Source organism: Rhodanobacter caeni (assembly GCF_039523575.1).
GTDB lineage: Bacteria > Pseudomonadota > Gammaproteobacteria > Xanthomonadales > Rhodanobacteraceae > Rhodanobacter > Rhodanobacter caeni.
Genome location: NZ_BAAAFO010000001.1, coordinates 982,155 through 1,001,075 on the forward strand (window position 1 = coordinate 982,155; position 18,921 = coordinate 1,001,075).

16 protein-coding genes are annotated in these 18,921 nt (G+C 66.7%); 11 read left to right on the plus strand and 5 right to left on the minus strand.

Annotation, left to right across the window (positions count from 1 at the left end; all coding sequences use genetic code 11):
* The first annotated feature begins 162 nt into the window (after positions 1–162).
* From ABD017_RS04580 to ABD017_RS04620, 9 genes are all read left to right on the plus strand, one after another.
* Positions 163–1,410 (plus strand): alginate export family protein, encoded by a 1,248-nt coding sequence (locus tag ABD017_RS04580; protein WP_343880574.1) that lies wholly within the window; start codon positions 163–165, stop codon positions 1,408–1,410.
* Positions 1,411–1,475: 65 nt separating this feature from the next.
* Complete coding sequence (locus ABD017_RS04585) at positions 1,476–1,778, plus strand: DUF2249 domain-containing protein (RefSeq protein ID WP_343880576.1); 303 nt, start codon at positions 1,476–1,478, stop codon at positions 1,776–1,778.
* Between the two features lie 19 nt (positions 1,779–1,797).
* On the plus strand, positions 1,798–3,018 hold the full coding sequence (locus ABD017_RS04590; protein ID WP_343880578.1) for a hypothetical protein: 1,221 nt from the start codon (positions 1,798–1,800) through the stop codon (positions 3,016–3,018).
* A complete protein-coding gene (locus ABD017_RS04595) occupies positions 3,015–3,413 on the plus strand; it encodes a putative zinc-binding protein (RefSeq protein ID WP_343880580.1) in 399 nt (132 codons plus the stop codon). The genes ABD017_RS04590 and ABD017_RS04595 overlap by 4 nt, the downstream gene beginning before the upstream one ends.
* Before the next feature lie 65 nt (positions 3,414–3,478).
* Entirely contained in the window at positions 3,479–4,030 is a 552-nt protein-coding gene (gene ubiT / locus ABD017_RS04600; protein WP_343880582.1) for a ubiquinone anaerobic biosynthesis accessory factor UbiT, read from the plus strand.
* 30 nt (positions 4,031–4,060) lie between these two features.
* The gene (gene nadA / locus ABD017_RS04605) at positions 4,061–5,086 is read left to right on the plus strand and encodes a quinolinate synthase NadA (RefSeq protein WP_343880583.1); all 1,026 of its coding nucleotides are present in this window, start codon (positions 4,061–4,063) and stop codon (positions 5,084–5,086) included.
* The gene (gene nadB / locus ABD017_RS04610; protein WP_343880584.1) at positions 5,083–6,534 is read left to right on the plus strand and encodes an L-aspartate oxidase; all 1,452 of its coding nucleotides are present in this window, start codon (positions 5,083–5,085) and stop codon (positions 6,532–6,534) included. The genes nadA and nadB overlap by 4 nt, the downstream gene beginning before the upstream one ends.
* Positions 6,535–6,573: 39 nt before the next feature.
* A complete protein-coding gene (gene trhA, locus ABD017_RS04615; protein WP_425543659.1) occupies positions 6,574–7,230 on the plus strand; it encodes a PAQR family membrane homeostasis protein TrhA in 657 nt (218 codons plus the stop codon).
* A gap of 84 nt (positions 7,231–7,314) precedes the next feature.
* Positions 7,315–7,773, plus strand: coding sequence for a DUF411 domain-containing protein (locus ABD017_RS04620; RefSeq protein ID WP_343880585.1), 459 nt, complete (start codon positions 7,315–7,317; stop codon positions 7,771–7,773).
* Between the two features lie 364 nt (positions 7,774–8,137).
* On the opposite strand, the gene ABD017_RS04625 is transcribed toward ABD017_RS04620, so the two are convergent.
* From ABD017_RS04625 to ABD017_RS04645, 5 genes are all read right to left on the minus strand, one after another.
* Positions 8,138–9,013, minus strand: coding sequence for a U32 family peptidase (locus ABD017_RS04625; RefSeq protein ID WP_343880587.1), 876 nt, complete (start codon positions 9,011–9,013; stop codon positions 8,138–8,140).
* A 26-nt stretch (positions 9,014–9,039) separates the two neighbouring features.
* The gene (gene ubiU / locus ABD017_RS04630) at positions 9,040–10,038 is read right to left on the minus strand and encodes a ubiquinone anaerobic biosynthesis protein UbiU (RefSeq protein WP_343880589.1); all 999 of its coding nucleotides are present in this window, start codon (positions 10,036–10,038) and stop codon (positions 9,040–9,042) included.
* Positions 10,039–10,170: 132 nt separating this feature from the next.
* A complete protein-coding gene (locus ABD017_RS04635) occupies positions 10,171–11,697 on the minus strand; it encodes a UbiD family decarboxylase (protein ID WP_425543660.1) in 1,527 nt (508 codons plus the stop codon).
* A gap of 75 nt (positions 11,698–11,772) precedes the next feature.
* Complete coding sequence (locus ABD017_RS04640; protein WP_343880591.1) at positions 11,773–12,168, minus strand: SirB2 family protein; 396 nt, start codon at positions 12,166–12,168, stop codon at positions 11,773–11,775.
* 158 nt (positions 12,169–12,326) lie between these two features.
* Positions 12,327–14,639, minus strand: a complete 2,313-nt coding sequence (locus tag ABD017_RS04645; RefSeq protein WP_343880593.1) for a nitric-oxide reductase large subunit — start codon at positions 14,637–14,639, stop codon at positions 12,327–12,329.
* A gap of 364 nt (positions 14,640–15,003) precedes the next feature.
* Between ABD017_RS04645 and ABD017_RS04650 the strand changes: the two genes are divergently transcribed.
* Positions 15,004–16,563, plus strand: coding sequence for an FG-GAP repeat domain-containing protein (locus tag ABD017_RS04650; RefSeq protein ID WP_343880595.1), 1,560 nt, complete (start codon positions 15,004–15,006; stop codon positions 16,561–16,563).
* Between the two features lie 176 nt (positions 16,564–16,739).
* Positions 16,740–18,596, plus strand: a complete 1,857-nt coding sequence (locus tag ABD017_RS04655; protein ID WP_343880597.1) for a TonB-dependent receptor plug domain-containing protein — start codon at positions 16,740–16,742, stop codon at positions 18,594–18,596.
* Positions 18,597–18,921 lie beyond the last annotated feature (325 nt).

An 18,921-nucleotide genomic window follows, 5' to 3' on the forward strand; every position in this document is an offset into this window, starting at 1 on the left:
TCCGTTTGAATGACGTCGAATATATATGTCCGCGAATAGTGCAGCCATCCGCGTGTGGCGCGTTGTCGCGCCGACCGTCTTTCCCGGCCGGATTTGACGGCGGTCAATCGGCACCGCCCGGGTGGCGCCGAGACTGCCCCCGTCCACAAAGGGAGCACGGTGATGAATGCGACGCACAAGGTTCTATCTGCAAGTTGTCTGTTGGCCATGGGCATGCTGGCGCTGCCCGCCCACGCGACCGTGACGGACACGCCAGCGGCGCCATGGCAACTGGAATGGGATGTGCGCGCCCGCCACGAGCAGGTCGACAACGACGCCTTCAGCCGCGACGCCCGCGCCGACACGCTGCGTCTTCGCCTGGGCCTGCGCGCCAGTTTCGGCGATGGCTGGAGCGCGCTGCTGGAAGGTGCCGGCGTAGCCAGTGCCGGCGATCGATACAACAGCGGCGCGAACGGACGCACACAGTATCCGGCCATCACCGACCCGCGCGGCGGCGAGCTCAACCAGGCCTGGCTGGCGTGGCAAGGCGACACCTTCGGCGTGACCGCCGGGCGCCGACGCCTGCTGCTGGACAACCAGCGCTGGGTCGGCAACAGCGGCTGGCGCCAGCACGAACAGACCTTCGACGGGCTCGGCCTGCAATGGCAACCGGCCAGCGGCTGGACCCTGCGCTACGACTGGCTCGACCGCGTGCACCGCGTGGCCGGTCGCGACGCGCTGAACCCGCTGGCCCGCGAGCGCCGGCTCGATACGCATCTGCTCAATGCCGGTTACGCACGGGGCAACCAGCAGTGGACCGGCTACACCTACCTGCACGACGACCGCGACGTGTCCACCGCCTCCACGGTGACCTGGGGCCTGCGCTGGACCGGCAAACCCGCCGCAACGAACGGTGGTTTCGGCTGGGCACTGGAGGCGGCGCAGCAGCGCGACTACGCCAGCAACCCGCAATCGTTTGCGCACACGTACTGGCTGGCGGAACCGTCGTGGACGCAGTACGGCGTCACCGCCAAGCTCGGCTGGGAACACCTCGGCGGCAACGGCCACCACGCCTTGCAAACCCCGCTGGGGACGCTGCATGCATTCAATGGCTGGGCCGACCAGTTCAATGTCACATCGGTCGGCGGGCTGGATGATCGCTACGTCGCGGTCAACGGCAACCTCGGCCAGCAAGGCGCCACGGCCGTGCTCGGTTGGGTGGTTGGCTGGCACGACTATCGCGCCAGCCATCGCACGGCCGACGGCAACCACTACGGCCGCGAATGGAATGCGTCGCTCTCCGCGCCGCTGGCGGAGTCGCTCAGCGCGCTGGTGAAGGTCTCCGATTACCGTGCCGACGGCTTCGGCCGCGATGACAGGCGGCTGTGGTTGCAGCTGGAATGGCATGGCCAGCAACCGTTGCGGCGTTGAACCCAACGCGGTTCGCGTTGACCCAGATCAGCGCGCCGCCGCGCTCCTGCCACTGCAATGACGGCATGGCTTTTCTCCCGAACCGATCCGTTGCGGCAACGCCGGCCCCTCTGCCAGCCGAGACATCAGGCGTCATCGAACTCGACCTGCGCGCGCTGCCCATGCCCGAGCCGATGGAGCGCGCGCTGGCCGGTGCCGAGGCATTGGCACCCGGCGGCACGCTGAGCGTGCTCACCCCGTGGATGCCGCTGCCGTTGCTGGAGGTGCTGGCCGAACGCGGCCTGCAGGCCAGCGCCGAGGCGTTGCCGGATCAAGGTGCCCGCGTGTGGATCCGCCGTCCCGATCCGCATGGCCCGGCTGACGATTGAGCGGGCGCCGGCGCCCGCCTTGCCGCGACGTTTCCTGCTTTGCATGCCGTGGTGGGGCATGTTGGCGGGGTGGTTGCTGATCCTCGACGGCGACGCACTGCTGCGCTCGCGCTGGAACCCGGCGACGCTGGCGCTGGTGCACGTGTTCACTCTCGGCGTGCTCGGCAATGCGATGTTCGGCAGTGTGCTGCAGTTCCTGCCGGCGGCTGCCGGCGTGCAGGTACGCGGGCTACGCTGGGGCAGGTGGCTGCATGGCCTGTTCAATCTCGGCAGCGCACTGCTGGTGGCCGGCCTGCATCAGCGCTGGCGCTTCGCACTGGGCGCGGCCGGCGTGCTGCTGCCGACGAGTTTCCTGCTGTTGGCGGGCATGACCGTGCCCGGCCTGCTGGCCGCGACCGCCCAACGCCTGTTGCGGGCGGGATTCGTGGTCGCCTTGCTGGGGGCGGTGGTCACCGCCGTGCTGGGCGCCGGCCTCACGTTCGCCCTGGGCGGCTGGCTGGCAGGGCCGACGTTGGCGCTGACCGACGTGCACGCCAGCTGGGGTGTGCTGGGCTGGGTGGTGGTGCTGATCGCCACGGTATCGCGCGTGGTGATGCCGATGTTCCAGGGCACCGGCACGCTGCCTTCGGGCGTCCAGACGGCCTGGCTGGTCAGCGTGGTGATCGGCTTGCCGCTGGCTGCGGCATGGCGCCTGCAGCAAGGCGACGACGTCGGCCTGAAGTTAGTGCTCGGCGTGCTCGGCGCACTGTTGGCGGCAGCACTGCTGTGGTTGCAAGGGCATGCGCCAAGACCGCGCCGCGGACCCTTGCTGCACGGCTGGCGCGCGGGTCTGTGCGCGCTGCTGGCGGCATCGCTGGCGCTGCTGCATGGCGATGGCCGCCTCGCCGCGGCGCTTGGCCTGGGCATCGCGCTGCCGCTGTTGGTGGCGTGCATGGCGATGGAGATCGTGGCCTTCATCGGCTGGATCGAGCTGCATCGCCACTGCGGTCGCGGTGTGCAAGTGCCTGGCGTGCAGCGGCTGCTGCCCGATCGCGACAAGTACCGGGCGCTGCTGGCGCATGTGCCGTTGCTGCTGTTGCCCATGGCGGTGCTGTGGCCGTCGCCATCGCTGGCGCGGCTTGCCGGCGCGGCGGTCGTGCTGGCGTGGTGGGGTGTGTGGCTGGCGATGCATGGCGTTGGTCGTCGCGCCCGCCGTTTCGTGTCGAGTCGAGAGCTGTCAACCATGGAGAACAACGCATGAGTACGTCAATGCCGCTGGTCTATTCCTGCTCGGGCTGTTCCAGCGCCGCGCAGATGGCCAACGATCTGGCGCTGAAACTGGATCGTGCCGGCGTCGCCGAAATGTCATGCATCGCTGGCGTCGGCGGCGGCGTCACCGGGCTGGTGCGCACCGCGCAAAGCGGACGGCGCATCCTGGCGCTGGACGGCTGCGTGATGAAATGCGTTTCGGCGTGCCTGGCCAATGCCGGCGTGGTGGCCGATACGCATCTGGTGCTGTCCGACTACGGCGTCAAGAAGCGCAAGCACGCCGACTTCGATCCGGTGGAAGCGCAGCAGGTCTACATCAACAACGTATTGCCGGCGGCGCACGAATTGGCCGTGGCGGCGGGGTATGTCGTCGTCGCCACCGATTGACGCAGGGCACACATGCCTGCCGCGTTGTTGATGTGAGTCAAGGCAGCACCCTGCGGATCGCCGCGATGATGCGCGCCATCATGCTCACTGCCAACTTTTTGCTACAGCCATCCAAACGTTTCGCGCCGCGACTGCTGCGGCTGCTGCCGCCGCCACGGCGTTTGCAGCCGGTGCTGCGCATCGTCGTGCCGCAACGCTGGCAACGCGCATGGCTGGAGGCGGCCATGGCGCGCGTGCTTGTCACGCCGATACACGACGGCTCACTCGACTTCATGCACAGGCGCAAGCTGGGCATCGACGTGACCGACCTGGGACTGCGCTGGGTACTGACCCTGCGCGGTGATCGCCTGGGCGTCGTCGATGAGGAGCCCGAGGCCAGCGTGCGCGGCAGCGCCACCGACCTGTTGCTGCTGGCCAGCCGACTGGAAGACGCCGACACGCTGTTCTTCCAACGCGCGCTTGTGCTTACCGGTGATACCGAGCTGGGCCTCACCGCGCGCAATCTGCTCGAACGATTGCCGTGGGAATCGGTACCGCTGGGCCTGCGTATCGCGCTGAACCGGGGCGCGCGATTCGCCCGCCGCGCCCGCGCCGCCCATCGCGGCGAGGCGGCCTGACATCCACCGTTCCCCCTGTTGGCGAAACGCATGACCGTGACTGACACCTTGCCCGTGCCCGCCTGGCGCGATGACCTGCCACTCGAATACGCCACGCTGGTCGAACGCCTCGAACCGCTGCTGCCGTGCCTGGAGGTGCCGATGCACCTGCCGTGGATCGACGCCATCAACGCGCTGAAGAAGCAGCGCGGGGCGGTGATCATGGCGCACAGCTACCAGTCGCCGGAGATCTTCCATGGCGTGGCCGACATCACCGGCGATTCGCTGGGCCTGGCCCAGGCGGCGGCCGACTGCGATGCGGACCTGATCGTGGTGTGCGGCGTGCACTTCATGGCCGAGAGCGCGAAGATCCTGGCACCCAACAAGACCGTACTGATTCCCGATCTGGAAGCCGGCTGCTCGCTGGCCTCGTCGATCACTGCCGCCGATGTGCTGGCATTGCGCGCGCAGTACCCGGGCGTGCCGGTGGTCAGCTATGCCAATACCTCCGCCGCGGTGAAGGCGCAGTCCGACGTCATCTGCACCTCGGCCAATGCGGTGCAGGTGGTGGAATCGCTGGGCGTGCCCAAAGTGATCTTCCTGCCCGATGAATTCCTGGGCCGCCACGTCGCGCGCCAGACCAGGGTCGAGCTGGTGCTGTGGCATGGCCGCTGCGAGGTGCATGAGAAATTCACCGCGCAGCAGGCGCGGCATGCGCGCGAGCAGTTCGATGCGAAGCTGGTGGCGCATCCGGAGTGTTCGCCGGAGGTGCTGGCCGAGGCGGATTTCGTCGGCTCCACCACCGCGATGGGCAAGTGGCTGGAACGCGAGCGGCCCGCGCGGGTGGCGATGATCACCGAGTGCTCCATGGCCGACAACCTGCGCGCGCAATTTCCGGCCACGCAATTCATCAAGCCGTGCAACCTGTGCCCGCACATGCAGCGGATCACCCTGCAGAACATCTACGCCTGCCTGCGCGACCTGAGGCATGCCATCGAGATTCCCGCCGAGGTCGGCGCACGCGCGCGTGCCGCGCTGCAACGCATGCTGGCGGTGGGCCGGCGCGAGCACGTGTGAAACACCCGCGCGCGCCCATCGTGGTGATCGGTGGTGGCGTGGCCGGACTGGCCACGGCACTGGCGGCGGCACCGTCACCGGTGCGCCTGTTGTGCCGCAACCTTGACGGAACCGGCAGTGCCAGCGCGCTGGCGCAGGGCGGCATCGCCGCCGCGCTCGACCCGGCCGACAGCCCGCTGGCGCATACCGAGGACACCCTGGCAGCCGGCGCCCATCACAACAACGTCGCCATGGTTCGCTGGCTGTGCGCGCAGGCGCCCGAGGCGATCGCCTGGCTGCAGGCGCAGGGTGTGGCGTTCGACCGCGATGCCGTCGGCGGTGCGCTGAAACTCGGGCGCGAGGGCGGGCATCGCATGGCGCGCATCGTCCATGCCGGCGGCGATGCCAGCGGTGCGGTGCTGCTGCGCGCCTTGCTGGCCAAAGCCCAGTGCGCGGCGCACATCCAGTGGCGCGGTGGGCTTGACGTCGATGCCTTGTTGCTGCGCGGCGGCGCGGTGTGCGGCGTGCGCGCCATCGACGGGCAGGGCAGGCATCACGTGATCGAGGCGTCGGCGGTGGTGCTGGCCACCGGAGGCATCGGCGCGCTGTTCGCATGCACCAGCAATCCCCCCGGCGCCGACGGCAGCGGACTGGCGCTGGGCATGGCGGCTGGCGCGCGAACGCGCGACCTGGAGTTCGTGCAGTTCCACCCCACCGCACTGGACGTTGCCGGCGCGCACTGCCTGCCGCTGATCACCGAAGCCTTGCGCGGTGCCGGCGCGCGCCTGCGCGATGCCGGTGGGCGCCTGTTGATGGAAGGCCTGCACCCGCTGGGCGACCTGGCGCCGCGCGACGTGGTGGCGCGACGCGTGTGGCAGGCCCGCCGCGACGACGGCCGCGTGTGGCTCGACGCCCGCGCGATAACGGGGGAGTGGGAAACCTGCTTCCCCACCGTGCTGGCGGCCTGCCTGAAGCACGGCATCGATCCGCGCCGGCAGCTGATCCCGGTGACGCCGGCCGCCCACTTCCACATGGGCGGCCTGGCCGTGGATGGCGAAGGCCGCACCAGCGTGCCGGGCTTGTACGCGGCTGGCGAGGTGGCCTGCAACGGCGTGCATGGCGCCAACCGCCTGGCCAGCAACTCGCTGCTGGAAGGCATCCTGTGCGGCCGCCGTCTCGGTGCCGTGCTGGCGGCAACGCCCGCCGTCGTCGGACGCGGGGAGCATCGCTGGATCGAACGCGGCAGCGCGCTGGCGGCAACAGACCTGTCCCGCCTGCGCAACCTGTTGTGGCAAGCCGCCGGGCCGATACGCCGAACCGAATCGCTGCGCCACTGCCTGCTGCAATTGATGGCGTGGCGGGACCAGGGCTGGCAGGCACGACTCGCGCAATCGCTGCTGGATGCGGCCCTGCGACGCCACGAAAGTCTCGGCGCCCACTACGTCGCGGCACCCGAAATGGACGTCTGAACGCCCAGTCGTTGACCTCCCACACCCACAGGCTTGCCCTTGTCGACACCTGCCATACCCGAATCGCGCCCCTCGACCATGGGCGAGGAAATCGCCAACAGCATCAGCCACGGGCTCGGCGTACTGCTGGCGATCGTGGGTTTGCCGGTACTGGTCGTCAACGCGGTGCGCATCGGCAGCACGGCGGCGATGGTGGGGGCCGCGGTGTTCGGCGGCAGCGCGATCCTGCTGTACATGGCCTCGACCCTGTATCACGCGGTTTCCCATGTGCGCGCCAAGGCCTGGCTGCAACGCCTCGACTACGGCGCCATCTACCTGCTGATTGCCGGCACCTACACGCCCATCGCGCTGGGCGTGTTGCGCAACAGTTCGGGACTGGCGCTGCTGGCGGTGGTCTGGAGCCTGGCCCTGCTGGGGCTGGTGTTCAAACTGCTGGTGGGCGCGCGCTTCGAGCGGTTGTCCACTGCACTGTACGTGGGCATGGGCTGGATGGCCCTGATCGCCATCCGCCCGCTGTGGCAAAACATGCCCACAGCCGGGCTGATGCTGCTGTTCGGCGGCGGTGCGGCGTACACGCTGGGCGTGGTGTTCTTCCTGCTGCACGAACGACTGCGCTACAGCCACTTCATCTGGCACCTGTTCGTGCTGGCGGGCACCGGTTGCCACTATTTCACGGTGCTGGGTTATGCGTTTTGAGCCGTGCGCGGCCCAAGCGGGTGGACGCCTGCAAAACTGGCATCATCCAGCGTCAAGCCACACACCATTGACCGAGAAGACCTCATGAAACATCGCTTGCCCCGTTTGCTGCGTAGCCTCGTCCTGACCGCGGCCCTGTCGCCCGTCGCCGCCATGGCCATGACCAGTGCCATCGAGGTCTACCACGATCCCTCGTGCGGTTGCTGCGTCAACTGGATTCGCTACATGGAATCGCAGGGCTACACCGTCAACTCGCACGAAGAGCCGGCCATGGCCGCCGTCAAGACACGCCTGGGCGTGCCGGCCGACGCCGCCTCCTGCCACACCGCAAAAATCGGTGGCTACGTGATCGAGGGCCACGTCCCCGCGGAAGACATCCAACGTCTGCTCACCGAGCATCCCGACGCACGCGGCCTGGCCGCACCGGGCATGCCGATGGGTTCACCCGGCATGGAAATGGCTGCGCCGCAACACTATGACGTGGTGCTGATCGGAAAGGATGGAACCACGCGGGTGTTCGCCAGCCACGGGCCGAAGGCCTGAACGCTACGGTGTGCTGAATGCTTCTCACCGTCTTCCCCGCAAGCACCGGCCTCTCTCCTCTTTCCTCTCCCCCAAGGGGAGAGGAGGTTGCGGTGCCTTCGGGCTTTTGCGTTTATCGACGAGGCGAGAGTCGACCTTGCGCCAAGCCGTAGAGCCGGAGAATGCCGCACGCCAAACCGCAAAGCCGGAAGTCACCGTAATCCCCTCTCCCCTTGGGGAGAGGGTAGGGAGAGGGGGACACGCCGCGGGGAAGCCGCAACGAAGCGCAACGTGCCGCGGGAAAGCCACAACGGAGCAAAGCACGCCGCCGGGAAACCCGACGAAGCTGCGCACGCCACCGAAGGCCGGACAAGGGGCGGCCTACTCAGCTCGTCACCGGCCGCATCCCCGGCTCGCCATGCCAGTAGCCGTTGCGGGCGCCGATGCGCGGTGGCGGCACGGGCGAGCGGCGCACGAGGTGATAGTGGTCGACGATGCCGGCCATGCCGTCGGCCTGCGGATACAGCCGCAGCACGTCCACGCCGAGTTCGCGCAGTTGCAGGATTTCGGGCCCGAGGTCGGTCACTTCCTCGCCCTGGACCTGGATGCCGTTGATGCGCAGGAACGGGCGTCCCTCGCGCGTGGCCAGCGGCATGCCGTCGGGGTATTCGATGCAGCGGAAGTCGCATTGGTCCTTGGCCACGTCCAGGGCGCGGGCGGTGAAGCAGCGCGCGGAGTAGGCCAGGGGCAGGCGGCCGAAGGCGACCACCTCCAGCTCGGGCATCGGCTGTTCCTCCGCCAGCATGGCGGCGCGCAATTCGCGCAGCAGGGTGTAGCCCTGTTCCACGCCGGGCACCCAGCGGCGCAGGCCGTCATCCATCAGCATGGCCAGCGCGTGGTGGTTGTAGATGTTGAGCGTGGGGCCGGCGACGAACGGCATGCCGCGCTCGCGGCACAACTGCACGGCGGAAAGATCGTTCGCCTCAATCCAGCAACCGCCCTCGTCGATCAGCCGCTGCAGCACGCCCAGTTCGGACTCGGCCTCGATCAATGCCAGCGACGACAGCACGATCTGCTTGCCGCTTTCGGCCAGCTCCGCCGCCAGCGCAATCCAGTCGCGCGTGCCCAGCTCACGCCGTTTGCTGCACACCGTCTCGCCCAGATAGATGATGTCCAGCGGCCAGCCGGCGGCTTCGCGATAGAACGCCAGCGTGCGTTCGCGCGGCCAGAAATACTGCAGCGGGCCCAGGCTCAGTTTCATCATCGTCATCGGTTCAATGCCAAAAGTCAGTGCCACGAACGGTGATAGGGACCGAGCGTGGTCTGGTGACCCTCGGCGTGCCGGGACAGTGACGATTGCCACTGCGGCTGCAGTTTCCACGCGGCGGGCGCGGCGGCATGCCGGTCCAGCGCCTCGCGCCAGGTGCGGGTGACGGAGGCCACATAGGCGACGCCACGCTGGCGGCCTTCGATCTTCAACGCGGCCACGCCCGCCCTTGCCAGTCGTGGCAGCAGCTCCAGCGTGTTGAGGCTGGTGGGTTCTTCCAGTGCGTGGAAGATCTCGCCGCCGACGTCGAAGCGCCCCTTGCACACGGTGGGATAACCGGCCGGCTCGGCCGGCTCGAACCTGTCCATCAACACCTGGTTCAGGCGCACGCTGCGGCGGCCGTCGTCGTGCTCCTCCCAGCGCACGAAACTGGCGGGCGAACACACGCCGTGCCGGTTCGGCGAGGCGCCGGTGACATAGCTGGAGAGCTGACAACGGCCCTCCACCATGATGCACAGGCTGCCGAACGCGAACACCTCGATCGGCACCGGCGAGCCTTCGCACAGGCGCTCCACCTGCTGGATCGACAGCACCCGTGGCAGCACCGCGCGGCTGATGCCGAAGCGCTCGTGCGCGTAGCGCAGTGCCGGCGCGGTGGTGGCCGATCCCTGCACCGACAGATGCCGTTTCAGCGACGGGTGCCTGCGCGTGGCGTAATCGAGCACCGCCATCTCGGCCGCGATGATCGCGTCGCAACCGAACTCGGCCGCCTTGTCCACCGCGGTGTACCACTGGTGCAGCCGCGCGCTGTCCGGGTAGGTGTTCAACGCCAGGTACACCTGCCGACCACGCTGGTGTGCGTAGACAATGCCGGCGTGCAACTCGTCGTCGCTGAAGTTGAGCCCGGGGAAGGCGCGCGCATTGGTCTGGTCGCGGAAACCCGCGTAGACGGCGTCGGCGCCGGCGTCGATCGCCGCTTGCAGCGCGGGCAGGTTGCCGGCAGGACAGACCAGTTGCATACGCACCTCGAAGACAGGGAAGAGGCAGGCATCGTGGTGGCCGTCGCCGATGACTGCGTTGACGTGGGTCAGCTTGGCCGGTGATCGCCGCCGCGTTGATGGCGGGGTCGGACAGACGGGTCGTGGCCACACTCAGCCGGGCGGCTCAGTCGATTGCAGGGCGTGCCACAACGCATCCGCGCGTGCCTCCACCGCAGCATCCGGCACGATTGGCCGGCTCCACGCGCGGGTGGTTTCGGACGGCCATTTGTTGGTGGCGTCGATACCGAGCTTGGAGCCGAGCCCCGCCACCGGGCTGGCAAAATCGAGGTAATCGATGGGGGTGTTCTCCACCAGCATCGTATCGCGCGCCGGGTCCACCCGCGTCGATACCGCCCAGATCACCTGCGACCAGTCGCGCACGTCGATGTCGTCGTCCACCACGATCACGAACTTGGTGTAGGTGAACTGGCGCAGGTACGACCACACGCCCATCATGATGCGCCGCGCGTGGCCAGCGTACTGCTTGCGGATACCGACCACCGCGATGCGGTACGAGCACGCTTCCGGTGGAAGAAAGAAGTCGACGACCTCGGGGAACACCTTCTGCAGGATCGGAACGAACACGTCGTTCAAGGCCATCGCCAGCACCGACGGCTCGTCGTGCGGCGCACGGCCCATGTAGCTGCCGTGGTAGATCGCATCGCGGCGCAGGCGCATGCGTTCGATGGTGAATACCGGGAAATGATCCTGCGCGTTGTAGTAGCCGGTGTGGTCGCCGAACGGGCCTTCCAGCGCGGTGTCGTGCGGATGGATGAAGCCTTCCAGCAGGATTTCCGCGCCGGCCGGCGCATCCAGGCCGGTCAACTCGCTATGCCATACCTGCGTGCGCTGGCCGCGCAGCAGTCCCGCGAATTCGTACTCGGACAAGGTATCGGGCACCGGCGCCACCGCCGCGAGCAGGGTGGCCGGATCGGCACCGATCGCCACCAGCACGGGGAAGGGCTGCTGCGGATGCGCGGCGCACCAGTCGGCGTAATCCAGCGCGCCACCGCGGTGCGGCAGCCAGCGCATGATCACCCGGTTCGGCCCGATCACCTGCTGGCGGTAGATCGCCACGTTCTGCCGCAGCTTCTGGGTGCCACGTGTCACCACCAGGCCAAAGGTGATCAGCTTGCCGGCGTCGCCGGGCCAGCAATGCTGGATGGGCAGGCGCGAAAGATCGATGTCGGCGCCACGCAGAGTCTCTTCCTCGAACGCAGCGTCGCGAACCCGTCGCGGTGCCACATGGGCGAGTTGCGCCAGCTCCGGCCAGGTGGACAAGGCCTGGCGCAGGCTGGATGGCCAGCGCGGTTCCTTGATCGCGGCGAGCAGCTGGCCCAGCTCGCGCAGCGAGGCCAGCGGACGCCCGGCCAATGCCAGCTCGATCCGTCGCCGGTGCCCGAACAGGTTGCCGAGCAGGGCGTGGTTCGATCCCGCCGGCTGCGTCATCAGCAGCGCAGGGCCGCGCTCGCGCAAGGCGCGCAGCGACAACGCGGTGGATTCCAGGTGTGGGTTCACCGGCTGGTTAACGCGCTGCAGCAGGTGCTCGCGTTCGAGCCGGCCCAGGAACGCGCGCAGGTCGTGGAAGCTCACCCGGGCAGGCTCGGCGTCGCCACCGGCAACGCGGGGACGGCGCACACGGGGCGATGCGAATGGCCGACCACGGAGGTGACGCCGCATGCCCGGTTCCGCCGGCTTTCGCGTACGGTCGCGTCAACCATGCAACCAGCCCAGCGGGTGATGCATGCGGGCCACGCCGAGCATGAAGATGTAGGTCCCAAGCGCCAGGGCGAAACAGACGGCTCGCGCACGTCGGCTCTTCGCACGCTTCAGCGCCAGCGTTCCCAGCACGACGTAGACGACCAGCAACACCAGCTTGGTGGTGAGCCAGCCGTTGGCGAACATCGCGCCGGGCAGGATGGTCAGCAGCATCAATGCGGCGGTAAGCAGCGTGGTGTCGATGCTGTAGCTGAGAAAGCGTACCGGCGCCCATTGCGCGATGCGGTTTCGGCCAGCAAGCACCAGCGTGCCGCGCAAGGCGAACAAGGCGCCGCTGATCAGCACGCAGAGGATGTGCACCGCCTTGATCTGGGGGTAGAACTCAAGCATGGGAATCGTCGCTCGGGACTTGGGATGATCGCCACGTCATGCCCGTCATTCCAGCGAAGGCTGGAATCCAGTGCCTCTGCTTTTCAACGGCTTGGAAGTCACTGGATTCCGGCGTTCGCCGGAATGACGGCATCGTTTCCAACGGCACCTGGCGAAGCTCAAGCCTCCTCCAGCACCTTGCGCGCGCTTGGTGTCGGCGCCGACGCCACCTGCACCAGCGGCTCGACCGGCTGGCGCCTGTCCTTCAGCAGCCACAGCGACGCCACGAACACCGATATCAGCACCGCGCCCACCGCGAACAAGGTGTCGCCCGGCACGCGCATCCACACCAGCATGTGGATCAGCGGGCGGTCCATGAACTCGGCCGAGCGGGCGAACCAGTAGCCGTGCTCCAGCACCGCCTTCAACTGCAGGATGCCCAGCGGCAGCAGGGTCAGCACTGCCATCAGCGAGAGGCCGATGTTGAGGCACCAGAACGAACCGCGCAGCCAGCCTTCGCGCCACGGCGCCGCCGGCTTGATGCCGCGCAGGCAGAACAGCATCAGGCCCAGGCCGAGCATGCCGTACACGCCGAACAAGGCGGTATGACCGTGCGTGGCGGTGAGGTTGAGGCCCTGCATGTAGTACAGCGCGATCGGCGTGTTGACCAGGAAACCGAACATGCCCGCACCGACCAGGTTCCAGAAACTCACCGCCACGAAGAACATGATCGGCCAGCGGTAGCGCGCCATCCACGGCGCCACGTGCTGCTTCTTCCAGGTGTCGTAGGCCTCCAGCCCGATCAGCGCCAGCGGCACCACTTCCAGCACCGAGAAGCTGGCGCCAAGCGCAATCACCGCGGTGGTGGTGCCGGAGAAGTACAGATGGTGCAGCGTACCCAGCACGCCGCCGGCCATGAACACGATGGTGGCGAACAGCACGCCGACGGTGGCGGTGTGCGCACGGATCAGGCCGAGCTTCAGGAACAGGTAGCTGATCACCGCCGTGGCGAACACTTCGAAGAAGCCTTCCACCCACAGGTGCACCACCCACCAGCGCCAGTACTCGACCATCGCGATATGGGTGTGCTCGCCCCACATCAGGCCGGCGCCGTAGAGCAGGCCGATCGCCACGGTGGACAGGAACAGCAAACCCACGATCGAGGACGTCGCCGTCTTGCTGCGCATCACCGGCCACAATGCACGCCCCACCAGGAACACCCACAGCATCAGGCCGATGAACAGGAAGATCTGCCAGAAGCGACCGATGTCGGTGTACTCCCAGCCCTGGTGGCCGAACCAGAAGTTGTGCTGCAGGCCCAGCTTGTCCATCACCGCCAGCCATTGGCCGGCGAACGAACCGACCACGATCACCAGCAGGCACACCCACAGGAAGTTCACCCCGAAGCGCTGGAACTTCGGCTCGTAGCCGGAAATCATCGGCGCGATGTACAGGCCGGTGGCCAGCCACGCGGTGGCGATCCACAGCACCGCAAGCTCCGTATGCCAGGTGCGCGTGAGTGAGTAGGGCAGGTAGTTGGCCAGCGCAAGACCGTAGGCTTCCTGGCCTTCCACCTGGTAGTGCGCGGTGGTGGCGCCCAAGAGGATCTGCGCCAGGAACAACGCCAGCACGGTCCAGAAATATTTCGCCGTGGCCTTCATCGACGGCGTCGGCTTGAGATCGGCGAGCGGGTCGCGCGCGGGAATCGCCGGCAGCGGTTCGTCGCTGACGTGGCGTGCGTGATGCCAGGCCAGCAGGGCAATGCCCATGATCATGAACAGCACGCTGAAGATCGACCACATGAAGCTGGTCGGCGTGGCCACGTTGCCCACCACCGGATCGAACGGCCAGTTCTGCGTATAGCTGATGGTGCTGCCCGGACGCTCGGCGGCCGCCGCCCAACTGGTCCACCAGAAGAACGCGGTGACCATGCGGCGGTGTTCCATCTCCGCGATGGTGTTGTCGCGCATCGCGTATGTTTCGCGCAGCTTGGCCGTCGCCGGGTCGTTGCTGAACAGGCTCATGTAGTGCGCGCCGACGATCGCCATCGCCTGCGCCCGCAGCGGCGACACGGTGATGGTGTCGGTGGCCGCGTCGTAGGTGTTGCGTCGCAGCTCGGGCTGGATGCGCGCTTTCAATGCGGCCTGGTGTTCCGCATCGAGCGACGCGAACGAGGCGGCACCTTCGTCGCGCGCCAGCAATTCCAGCATGGCCATCGCTTCGCGATGCAGCCAGTCGGCGCTCCAGTCCGGCGCAAGCAGGGCGCCGTGGCCCCAGATCGAACCAAGTTGCTGGCCGCCGATGCTCTGCCACACTTGCCGACCTTCGTCCAGGTCGGCGCGGGTATAGAGCGTCTGGCCGTCACTGGTGACGACGGCCGCCGGCAGCGGCGGCGCCTCCTGGTGAACCACATCGCCCACCCACAGCAATGCGGCAAATGACGATATCAGCAAGGCGGCAAGGCCAAGCCAGAGTTTTCGAGTGGTACTCATCGCGCATCTCCCTGTGATGCGCGCATGCTGGCGGCAACCCCTGGAGGCCTTCTTGATTCAGGTCAGGTAGCGCGGGCCAGCCGCTGTGCGAAATTGTCGCAGGCCGTGATCGGCGGGCAGCCGCCATGACCACGGGCATCGCTGCAGATTGCCGCATGCGCTTTCATGGCGACGCTCTGCCCGGCGAGAACCCGATAGCATGATGGCGCGATCGACGAGCGAGGCCACCCGTTGCAGCAACGTGCGGTGGCAGGAGCATGGGGTACGCCTTGAGGCAAGGGCAAGGCAATCGCGGTCACGAAACAACAACATGCCAACAAGAGTCCAGCCAACAAGAGTCCGGCAAACAGGAGTCCGAGCAACGATGAGCCGTCCGCCGATATCCAGGTGGTTGCCGCTGGCAGCGCTTGCCTTGGCGCCACTGGCGCATGCCCAACTGCTGACCGACGCGCAACCGAAAACCGTGCAGTCGGTGCTGGAGTCGGTGAATCACTACTGCAGTGGCTGCCACAAGGTCCCGCCATTCGATGTCATGCCCAAAAGCGGCTGGCCCCGCGTCATCCAAGGCATGGCCGACATGGCCGCTTCAAAAGCCGGCCATGAAGCGATACCAGCGGACGTGGTCAGGGACATCACCGCCTTGTATGTGGGCAGCAGCCCGGCGAGCCTGCCGCGGCTGCCCCATTTCACCCGCGAAAGCAGCCCGCTGACATTCGGCATGACGGAACTGGGGGAGAAATCCGCGGTGCCGCTGATCCTCAACATCAACGCGACACCGCTGCACGACGAAGCGAACCCCGGGTTCATCATCTGCGACGGCGCCGGCAGGAAGGTGGTTCTCTTGCAGAAGAAGGGGCGCGCCTGGCGCGAAACCGCGCTCGCGGATATCGACATACCACTGCACACCGACGTCGCCGACCTCGATGGCGACGGATACAAGGACATCATCGTGGCGGACCTTGGCACGTTTCCGCCGTCTCCGGCACTGACCGGGAAAGTCGTCCTGCTGCGGCAGCTGCCGTCGGGAAAATTCGAGAAGCAGGTGTTGCTGGACAAGGTCGGCCGGGTGACCGATGCGCGTGCCATGGACATCGACAATGACGGCGACCTCGACATCGGCGTAGCCATCTTCGGCGGCGGCGACGTGGGCGAACTGGCCTGGCTGGAAAACCTGGGCGGCGGCAAGTTCGTGCCGCACCGGATACTGAAGGTCACCGGCGCGCTGAACATTTCCCCGGTCGACCTGGACAACGACGGAAAGATCGACTTCGTGAGCCTGATCGCTCAACAGCACGAGGCGGTCGTGGCCTTCATGAACAAGGGGCAGGGCAGTTTCGCCTACACCGCGCTGTACCGCGGGCCGCACCCGATGTTCGGATCGACCAGCATGAAGGTGATCGACATGGACGGCGACAAGGACCCCGACATCCTGTTCACCAATGGCGACGCGCTCGACTACCAGCCCGATCCCAAGCCGTATCACGGCGTGGAATGGCTGGAGAACAAGGGTGACTTCACGTTCGAATTCCATGACATCGGCCGCTACTACGGCACCGCCATCGCCGACGCCGGCGATCTCGACGGCGATGGCGACACGGACGTCGTGGCCGGCAGCTGGCTCAACTATTGGGACGACCCGCAACGCCAGAGCCTGGTGTGGTTCGAAAACGACGGCGCCCAGAACTTCACGCCACACGCCATCATCAGCCGGCCCGCCGGTGTCGTCGCGCTGGCGCTGTCTGACGTCGACCACGACCACCGCCCGGACATCGTGGCCGGCATCTTCGAGCTGGATCTGCTGGGTGAATTCGTGAAGAAGGACGGCGCCGATGAAGCTGCCCCGGATACCGCCAAACCCGCCAACGCCGCCTTGAAGCCGCGGCTGATCCTGTTGCGGGGCGAACGCGCCAAGCCGCCGCATTGACCTGAAGCGAGCGGCATCGAAGCCACTGATCCCGGTCAATGAGCCAGCATCCTTGACGCCGCATCATGCCCGCTGCGCATAGGCGGCAACGCCTCGGAAATGCCACATCAAGCCACCGAGCCACCACGTTCACCGTGGGCCAGACCGGTGGCCGCCATCCTCATCAGAGTAGACGCATGAAGTTCAGCCTGTTGCCGGTGCTGGCGAGCCTGATCGCCAGCCAGGCCATCGCCGCGACCGACGAAGTCATCGTGACCGGTACCTACAGCCCCGCGACGGCCGAACAGATCGCCTCATCGGTCACCGTCATCGATCACCAGCAACTGCTCGCCTTGAGCAACCACAGTCTTGCCGATGCCTTGCGGCAGGTGCCCGGCGTGTGGGTCGCGGCACAAGGTGGCCCCGGCGGCCTCACCACGATCAGCCTGCGCGGCGCCGAGGCCAACCACACCCTGGTGCTGGTCGATGGCATCGAGATGAACGATCCGACCAACACGCGTGGCGGCGCGTTCGACGTCAACGACATCAACATCGCCTCGATCCAGCGCGTGGAGATCATCCGCGGCGCCCAGTCGGCCATCTACGGGTCGGATGCGCTGGCCGGTGTCATCCACATCATCACCGCGTTACCCACCGCGACCGTTCAACAGCAGCTCTCCCTGTCCGCAGGCGGGCATGGTTACCGAAGCGGCAGCTTCAGCAGCACCGGCACGATGGACAACACGGGCTATGCGCTGCGACTGCAGGACAAGCGCGCCGGCACGCCCATTGCGGGCAGCAGCGCCAACAACCGGGAAGCCCTGATAAAACTCGACTCGACTCTCGGCGCCCATCAACTGGACTTCACCTGGCGCCACATGGAGGGAGAAAAAACCACCTTCCCCGAACAAAGCGGCGGCCCGCTGTTTGCGCGCCGCCGTGACCTGGATCGAAGCCGCTACACCGACCAGAACGCCGCCGCTTCATGGGCGTGGGCGATAAGCGACGGCTGGACCAGCACACTCGCCGCGACATGGTTCAACCGCGATCAGAACATCGACTCCCCCGGCATCATCCCCTTCGACGCCGTGCCCCCCAACGGTGCCAGGACGGATTTCACCCGCGCCGACATCAAGTGGATCAACACCCTGGGCGACAAGCAGGGCAGCTGGGCCAACATCGGGTTCGAAGGCAGACGCGAGGCCGGGGAGAGCAGGGGATACCTTGTCTACGGCGAGCGGATACCCACCGACTTCCGCCTCAGCCGCTCCACCCGCAGCGCTTTCCTCAATCTCAACAGTTACCTCACCGGGCACCTGTTCGTGGGCGCAAGCCTCCGCTCCGACAGCAACGCCCACTTCGGCACACGACAAAGCGTGCAGGGCGGGTTCCGCTATCAGCTGAGCGAAAATATCAGCTGGTTCGCCAACGCAGGCACCGGCTACAAACTGCCGAGCTTCTTCGCCCTCGGCCATCCGCTCACCGGCAACAAGGACTTGAAGCCCGAGCGGTCGACCACCCGCGACACCGGCATCGAATGGACGGCCAGCGACACCGTCCTCAACCTCAGCTACTTCGTCAACGACTACAGGGACCTGATCGACTTCGACAGCGTGCTGTTCCGCAACGTCAATCGCGCGCACACCCGAATGAAAGGTGTCGACATCGACGCCCGCTGGCATTCCAACGACCGGAAATGGGCCCTGGGCGCACACGGCAGCTACACCGATATCGACGCGGAAAGCCCCTTGCTTGGCCGACCGAGAATCAAGGCGGGCGCCACCACAACCTATGCGCCCAACGACCGCTGGCAAGTCGACCTCAACTACCTCTGGACCGGCCACCGCGTCGAAGCCAGCCGCTACAGCGGCGACGTCGTCAACGAAACCATGCCCGAGTACGACCGCCTGGATGCCCGCGTGACATACCGCATCAACCCGCAACTGGCCATCAACCTCAGCGTCGAGAACGTCACCGACGAGCACTACATGGACGACATCGGTTTCCCGGCAGTCGGCACGACCGGTTTCGTCGGCATCGATTTCGATTTCTGATTCGTCCAAACCGTGGTCGGGAATCGACCGGCGGCACGGCTTGCCGATCACGTCCAGCAGAAGTTGGAACCGCAGACGCAAAACTCCACAACGAAATAGAAAGTCGCTCGCAAGCAGGGCATCGATCCGTCGAGAACCAGTTTCCGGCCACCACGCGGCCGAGGCGCCCTTGGAGGTCATATTCGTAATTTGACATAATATACATTATGCGAAGTCACGGATGTACCGAAGTCGGTTCGGCGTCGGCGTGCTCGCACATGGCATGTCTCCCCCGATGGCTTTCGTGAGTTGCGTCACGCCTGCCTGTTGAACCGCAAGGCATGCG

Excerpts from the sequence above, each read along its gene's own strand:
- ABD017_RS04640 (WP_343880591.1), bottom strand. The coding sequence starts at position 12,168 with ATGCTTGAGTTCTACCCCCAGATCAAGGCGGTGCACATCCTCTGCGTG.
- ABD017_RS04620 (WP_343880585.1), top strand. The coding sequence starts at position 7,315 with ATGAAACATCGCTTGCCCCGTTTGCTGCGTAGCCTCGTCCTGACCGCG.
- ABD017_RS04645 (WP_343880593.1), bottom strand. The coding sequence starts at position 14,639 with ATGAGTACCACTCGAAAACTCTGGCTTGGCCTTGCCGCCTTGCTGATA.
- nadA (WP_343880583.1), top strand. The coding sequence starts at position 4,061 with ATGACCGTGACTGACACCTTGCCCGTGCCCGCCTGGCGCGATGACCTG.
- ubiU (WP_343880589.1), bottom strand. The coding sequence starts at position 10,038 with ATGCAACTGGTCTGTCCTGCCGGCAACCTGCCCGCGCTGCAAGCGGCG.
- ABD017_RS04650 (WP_343880595.1), top strand. The coding sequence starts at position 15,004 with ATGAGCCGTCCGCCGATATCCAGGTGGTTGCCGCTGGCAGCGCTTGCC.
- ABD017_RS04585 (WP_343880576.1), top strand. The coding sequence starts at position 1,476 with ATGGCTTTTCTCCCGAACCGATCCGTTGCGGCAACGCCGGCCCCTCTG.
- ABD017_RS04655 (WP_343880597.1), top strand. The coding sequence starts at position 16,740 with ATGAAGTTCAGCCTGTTGCCGGTGCTGGCGAGCCTGATCGCCAGCCAG.
- ABD017_RS04580 (WP_343880574.1), top strand. The coding sequence starts at position 163 with ATGAATGCGACGCACAAGGTTCTATCTGCAAGTTGTCTGTTGGCCATG.
- ABD017_RS04595 (WP_343880580.1), top strand. The coding sequence starts at position 3,015 with ATGAGTACGTCAATGCCGCTGGTCTATTCCTGCTCGGGCTGTTCCAGC.
- ubiT (WP_343880582.1), top strand. The coding sequence starts at position 3,479 with ATGATGCGCGCCATCATGCTCACTGCCAACTTTTTGCTACAGCCATCC.
- ABD017_RS04625 (WP_343880587.1), bottom strand. The coding sequence starts at position 9,013 with ATGAAACTGAGCCTGGGCCCGCTGCAGTATTTCTGGCCGCGCGAACGC.